The sequence below is a fragment of the Okeania sp. SIO3B5 genome (assembly GCF_010692555.1).
Taxonomy (GTDB): domain Bacteria; phylum Cyanobacteriota; class Cyanobacteriia; order Cyanobacteriales; family Microcoleaceae; genus Okeania.
This window is the reverse complement of sequence record NZ_JAAHHG010000577.1, coordinates 1-6,129: the sequence shown is the minus strand read 5'-3', so window position 1 is coordinate 6,129 and position 6,129 is coordinate 1. Positions and strand designations below refer to the sequence as shown.

Annotated in this window: 4 protein-coding genes; all 4 read right to left on the bottom strand. The window is 39.4% G+C overall.

What is annotated here, in order from left to right; genetic code table 11:
* Positions 1–127: 127 nt before the first annotated feature.
* Positions 128–724: a nucleotidyltransferase family protein gene (locus F6K54_RS38530; RefSeq protein ID WP_293089397.1), complete on the bottom strand. Its 597-nt coding sequence runs from the start codon at positions 722–724 to the stop codon at positions 128–130.
* Positions 714–1,808 (bottom strand): XdhC family protein, encoded by a 1,095-nt coding sequence (locus F6K54_RS38525; protein ID WP_293089395.1) that lies wholly within the window; start codon positions 1,806–1,808, stop codon positions 714–716. Before F6K54_RS38525 ends, F6K54_RS38530 begins: the two co-directional genes overlap by 11 nt.
* Before the next feature lie 494 nt (positions 1,809–2,302).
* Positions 2,303–2,752, bottom strand: coding sequence for a hypothetical protein (locus tag F6K54_RS38520; RefSeq protein WP_293089393.1), 450 nt, complete (start codon positions 2,750–2,752; stop codon positions 2,303–2,305).
* Between the two features lie 932 nt (positions 2,753–3,684).
* Entirely contained in the window at positions 3,685–5,889 is a 2,205-nt protein-coding gene (locus F6K54_RS38515) for a xanthine dehydrogenase family protein molybdopterin-binding subunit (RefSeq protein WP_293089392.1), read from the bottom strand.
* Between the last annotated feature and the right edge of the window lie 240 nt (positions 5,890–6,129).

Genomic DNA, 6,129 nt, shown 5'->3' with positions numbered 1-6,129 from the left:
CCGTGCCATAATCCGCGTGAGCCACTCCCTGAACTATCCGTATATCCGTGCCATAATCCGCGTGAGCCACTCCCCCACTCCCTGAACTATCCGTATATCCGTGCCATAATCCGCGTGAGCCACTCCCCTATTCCCTTCTTAGAGATTCATAATCAGTAAAAGTATCAATATCTATTTCTCCTCTAGGAAAATCAACAGTTGCAACTTGGCGTGAATATTTATTAATTATTTGCTTCGCCCCTTTATCTGTTTTTAAGTTAAGCATTTCTAGAAAAAGACTAGAACTAAATAAAGCCGGAACCCCTAAAACTCCAGCATATTCAGAAGCAACTATTGGATTTGATTTTAAATAATAAATATCAATCATTTTATGGATTAAATTAGTAGATAAAAAAGGCTGGTCGCAAACCATTATTATTACTGCTTCTATAACTTCTTTAGTATTTTGCAAAAAATTAATACCAGCTCCGATAGAAGTATTCATGCCTTCCTGCCAATCAGAATTTTCGACAATTTTTACTGGAAAATTACTAATTTCAGGAAGTATTAAATCGCCATAAGCACCAAGCACTAAAATAATTGGCGAACAACCAGAATTAACAGCAACTTCAACAGTATTGAAAATCAAACTCTTCCCTTTGTAAATCAACAATTGTTTGGGTTGCCCCAAACGGGTTGATGCACCAGCAGCTAAAATTATAATTCCAATAGATTTATTCATCATTTTGACTATGAATTGGTAAGTTACGATAACGTAAAAAACCTCCCGAACGATTAGAAATTACTGCTTGAATTTCTGCAATAATAGCCAAAGCAATTTCCTGTGGATTATCAGCACCAATATCTAGACCAACTGGAGCATATAAACGTTTTTTGTATTGCTCATCTATGGGAATTTCTGCTAATAATTTTTCGGTTCTTCTGCGGGGTCCGAGTATTCCTAAATAACGTAAAGGTAAAGGTAAAATATTTTTGATAATTGTCAAATCATAGAGATAGTTATGAGTCATTACAACTGCTACAGTTTTTTCATCTAATATTACAGATTTTGGGAGTTTTTCATATTCTGAAATAACTATAGAATTTGCTTCTGGAAATCTAGCAGATGTGGCATAAGCAGGACGACAGTCTAATACTGTGACATACCATCCTAATTGTTTAGCAAAAGATGTTACAGGTATGGCATCGTGACCAGCACCAAATATTACTAGAGGTAAAGGTGGATGAATAACCTCAATGAAGGCTTCTATATTATCAATAGATATGTGAAATGACTTACCCGAACTCTGAGCTTTCTTGGCATTATCTACTAATAGTTGAACGAGGGAATTATCAGTTATTTTAGTACTAATATTACCATCCGGAGATAACATCAAATGATATTGCTCCGCAGCTTTACTTCTAAATACTGTAACTAAAACTCCTGGTTGCCTATGCTGAAGACAGTCAGCAAAAAATGACATTAAATCTATTCCCTTTTCACCGGATAGAGGTTCGATAAACACATCAACTATTCCCTGACAACCCATTCCCAAACCCCAGAGAATATCTGCTTCTGAGGTTGTGTCGTAGGTAACAAGGCGATGCTTGCCAGAACTCATTACCTCTTGCCCTTGTTCCAAAACATCACCTTCGAGACAACCACCACTGAGGGAACCAACCATTTCTCCTTTAGCAGTCATCAACATTCGTGCCCCAGCTCGGCGATATGTGGAACCCGCAACTTTGACAATAGTGGCGAGGGCGAGGGTTTCACTAGAATTTTTGAGTTTGGCGTAAGTTGCAATAATGTCTTGTAATTCTTTCATACGGAAAAAAGGGAACAGGGAATTCAACAATTAATAATTAATAATTAACAATTATTTGGTAAGAGTTTTAGACCTTTGATCTATAGTAATATCATGTCCGGTTGAATAGTTATAAATAAGGGAGTAGGGAGTAGGGAGTAGGGAGAATAAAAAGATTTGTACTGCAAGTGACTGTTTTGGTTTTTTTCATCACTAATTATCCGGACATGATATAACTACCATTACTACTAGGACTTATGGAACAGTTGTTTGCGTAGCACTCCGCAGGAGAAACAATCAAATATCAATAATCAAACTTCTGCCTTTTTTCTTTTTCCTTCTGCTATATATTTTGACAGTTTGATAAATTATATAGAATCCGGTTATATAGTATATGTTCATAACTATACTTCAAGGCTTCAATCTCCCCTACTCGCCGACTCGCCACAACTATATAATAAGTGTTCAACCGGATTTGATAAATTCTATGTGGACAGCTATAAAAGTTTAAACTATTAAAATTGCTGTCCTATTTTATAATTTTTTTGATTAATTCTAACTCCTGACTTCTGACTTCTGACTCCTGACTCCTTCGATAATGGCAGATACTTGACTTTAGCCCACGCAGCAATAATATTACCTAGCCATTTAGTTTTGTCATAAGATTGATAGGAAAGAATATTATACTCTCGATTTGCTGTTTTGATTAATAAGCCCCATGATGCAAATATATTGCCTTTAAAACCACTGGTTTTGACTTGTTGTACATATTGAATTTTTGACCGCTTAATTTCTTTGATTTCATTTGTTAAAATACCTATATCTTTGGTAAAAATTAAGCAATTGAATCTTAAGTTAAAACTAAATTTACCCAGAAAAAAATAGAGAACTATATAGATTTGATTGAATATTTTAGCTGCAAAAAAATACAAGACTAAGGGAAGAAAAAAAATTAGAAAAGTCAAAATACTAATCGCATAATTTAGAGTCAGCATAAATGAAGTTATTAGCAATGTAGCAATAAAAAAACAAAATAGTATCCAGATGAAAAAGCAGATAACTGAGAATATAAGTAAGTATGTCATACCGTTTGGACGGTAAATTAAGAGAAGGTCGCTTGTAGGCGAATAAAATATTCTGAACCCTTTCGGAGGTGGAATAATTGGTAACATGAAAACACCAAAGATAACAAAGGAATTCATTAATGGATAATGGATAATGGATAATTGATAATTACTTCTGGTTAAAACCGTTCTTAATTGAATATCAGGAGATATTATTTCTTTTCTTTTGGTCGATGGTCGGACAGCGAGGAGACCTCGCCATCCCTCGACCGCTTTTTCCCCTTAAAAGGGGAGGCTTTAAACCTGAATTATTTAATTATTAATTATTAATTATTAATTATTCGGTAAGTTAAACAATTATTAATTATTAATTATTAATTATTAATTATTAATTACCTCTTCTTTTAAAGGAGAGAATTTACGCTTAAGGAAAAATTTTCTTCTTTTGGTCGAGATGATTTATGTATAATAATTTATTTCCTTTCAGTTTTTCAAGTGAAAATTATAGTAGGTAACAGAAAACAGTGGGAAAAACATTTCCCTGTCTGGTAGTCCTGCATAGTAATGGTATACAAGGAACAACAGATGCTTGGCACGGGAGCAAGATGCTCCCACTGTTCTCGTAAAAAAATAATGCAATGCACCACCACTTCTTCCTTCTTTTTCCCTCCTGATATCATGTCCGATAGCATCGGAGCGTGTATAAAATTAAGGTGACAATGAAAAAAAACCTTCTGCCTCCTGCCTCCTGCCTCCTGCCTTCCTTCCACCAAAGTCTAACTATTCAACCGGACATGATATGACTCCTGACTCCTGACTCCTGACTCCTCCCTTCAACCTAACTTATCTGGAGTAATAGGCAAATCTCGAATACGCTTACCTGTGGCATGATAAACAGCATTAGCGATCGCTCCTGCAACTCCCACTATAGAAAGTTCTCCAATACCCTTAGTACCCAAAGCATTCACATAAGGATCTTCCTCCTCTACAAACTGCACCTGAATATCAGGCACATCTAGCTGCACGGGTATCAAATAATCAGAAAGATTATGATTCAGAATACGTCCGTAGTGAGGAGACATTACCGTATGTTCCATCAACGCCATACCAATACCCCAAGTAATACCGCCAATCATTTGACTGCGGGCAGTCTTAGCATTGAGAATGCGTCCAGCACCATAAACACCTACACATCGTGTCACTCGTACTTCTCCCAACAAACGTTCTATTCGCACCTCCACAAAAATTCCTCCAAAAGAATGTTTAGCATATTCCTGCTGTTGCTGTTTCGATGCATTATCACCAACCGCTTCAATATTTTCTAAACCATGACGAGTGAGTACTTCCTGATAACTTTCCCCGACAGCAGGATTATTTTTCAACAATAATTTCCCAGACTCAAAAATTACCTCCTCCGGTTTTGCCTGATAAAGGGGTGAGTCAGAATCAGAAATTGCCATCTCTACAACTTTACTTCTAACTTTCGTTGCTGCTGCTTGTACTGCCGTACCCACACTACTAGCTGTAGTCGAATTTCCAGTAACTGGAGCTTTAGGTAGCTTAGTGTCGCCAAGTTTAAATTCTACCTTTTCCAAAGATACACCTAAAACTTCGGCAGCAACCTGTGTCATCACAGTATAAGTTCCTGTACCTAAGTCGTGGGTAGCACTTTCGACTAATATTTCCCCACTATTATATATAGTTACTTTAGCAGTAGCAGGAAAACTGCCCGCAGGAAAAGTTGCGCTGGCCATGCCCCAACCAATTAGACTTTCGCCGTCACTCATAGACCTTGGTTTGGGGTTGCGGTGTTTCCAGCCAAATATTTCTGCTCCTCGATGATAACATTCTTTGAGAGATTTACTGGACCATGGATGCCCGGTAGCAGGTTCTACATCTGCATGGTTGCGGATTCGGAGTTCGATGGGGTCTAATTCTAGAGCGTAACTAAGTTCATCCATTGCTGACTCTAAGGCAAACATTCCCGGTGCTTCCCCTGGTGCCCGCATAAAAGTGGGAGTACTAGCATTGATACGGCCAAGGCGATACTTGGTATCAACGTTGGGGCAGCTATACATCATCTTTGTTGCCTTTGTTACGGGTTCGGTAAATTCGTCAAAGGGTGACGTTATAGTTTCGCCGATGTGTTTGATGAGTGTGAGTTTACCGTCTTTAGTTGCGCCCAGGGTGAGATGTTGTTTAGTGGGGGCGCGATATCCGACGGAGGTATACATTTGAGCCCGGGTAAGTACAAGTTTAACTGGGTGCTTCACATAACGCGCTGCTAAAGTAGCCAGAATAGCGTGAGGCCAAACAAATGCTTTACAACCAAACCCACCGCCGAGAAATTCAGAAATGACGCGGATGTTTTCTGGGGGAATGTCGAAAACTTTAGCCATCGCTCCTTGTGCAGAACAAACTCCTTGAGTTGTTTCGTAGAGGGTGAGGTAGTCATCTTCCCAAACTGCGAGAGTTGCTGAGGGTTCGATGGGGTTATGGTTTTCCATCGGAGTGCTGTAGGTTTGTTCGACTAATACCTCTGCTTGGGAATGCCCGGAGGTAATATCGCCTCTGAATATATGAGCGGGTAACATTCCACCAAAAATTTTTTCTGGATAATACCCTTGTTGGAGTGCTTCATCTATATCTATAGTTGGTTGTTCGGTTTGATATTCAACTTTAACCAGGGTAGCTGCATACTGAGCTTGCTCTAAAGTTTTTGCCACTACTATCCCAATATGCTGTCCTTGATAATAGATATTCTCATCCTGAAGAATGGGGAGACTTTGTCCACCAGGAAAAAAAGTAATTTGATTAAATTTGGGAACGTTGCGGTAGGTAATAACTGCCAATACTCCGGGGGCGGTTTCTGCTGCGGTAGTTTCGAGCTTGGTAATTTTGCCTTTAGCAATGGTGCTTTCTATTAATACGCCGTAAGTCAAATTTTCAACTGGCATATCAGCGGTGTAATGTGCGCCACCTGTAACTTTAAGTTTTCCGTCTACACGGTTGATGGGTTTTCCGATAACTTTATTCATGTTTGGTGTTTACTTAAAATAGGTTCGTAATAGACATTTCCTCTAAAAGAGGGAGTAGGGAGTAGGGAGTAGGGAACCCACCCCTCGCCCCTCCCCCCCCCAACCCCCCCCCCCCCCCCCCCCCCCCCACCCCCCCCCCCCCCCCCCCCCCCCCGCGAAAAGTCGAAAAGCACACCGCTCAACCCCACTCCCCCCCCCCGGCGGGAGCCGGATGCCCTCTTCCTCCTCAAAAAAAAAAAA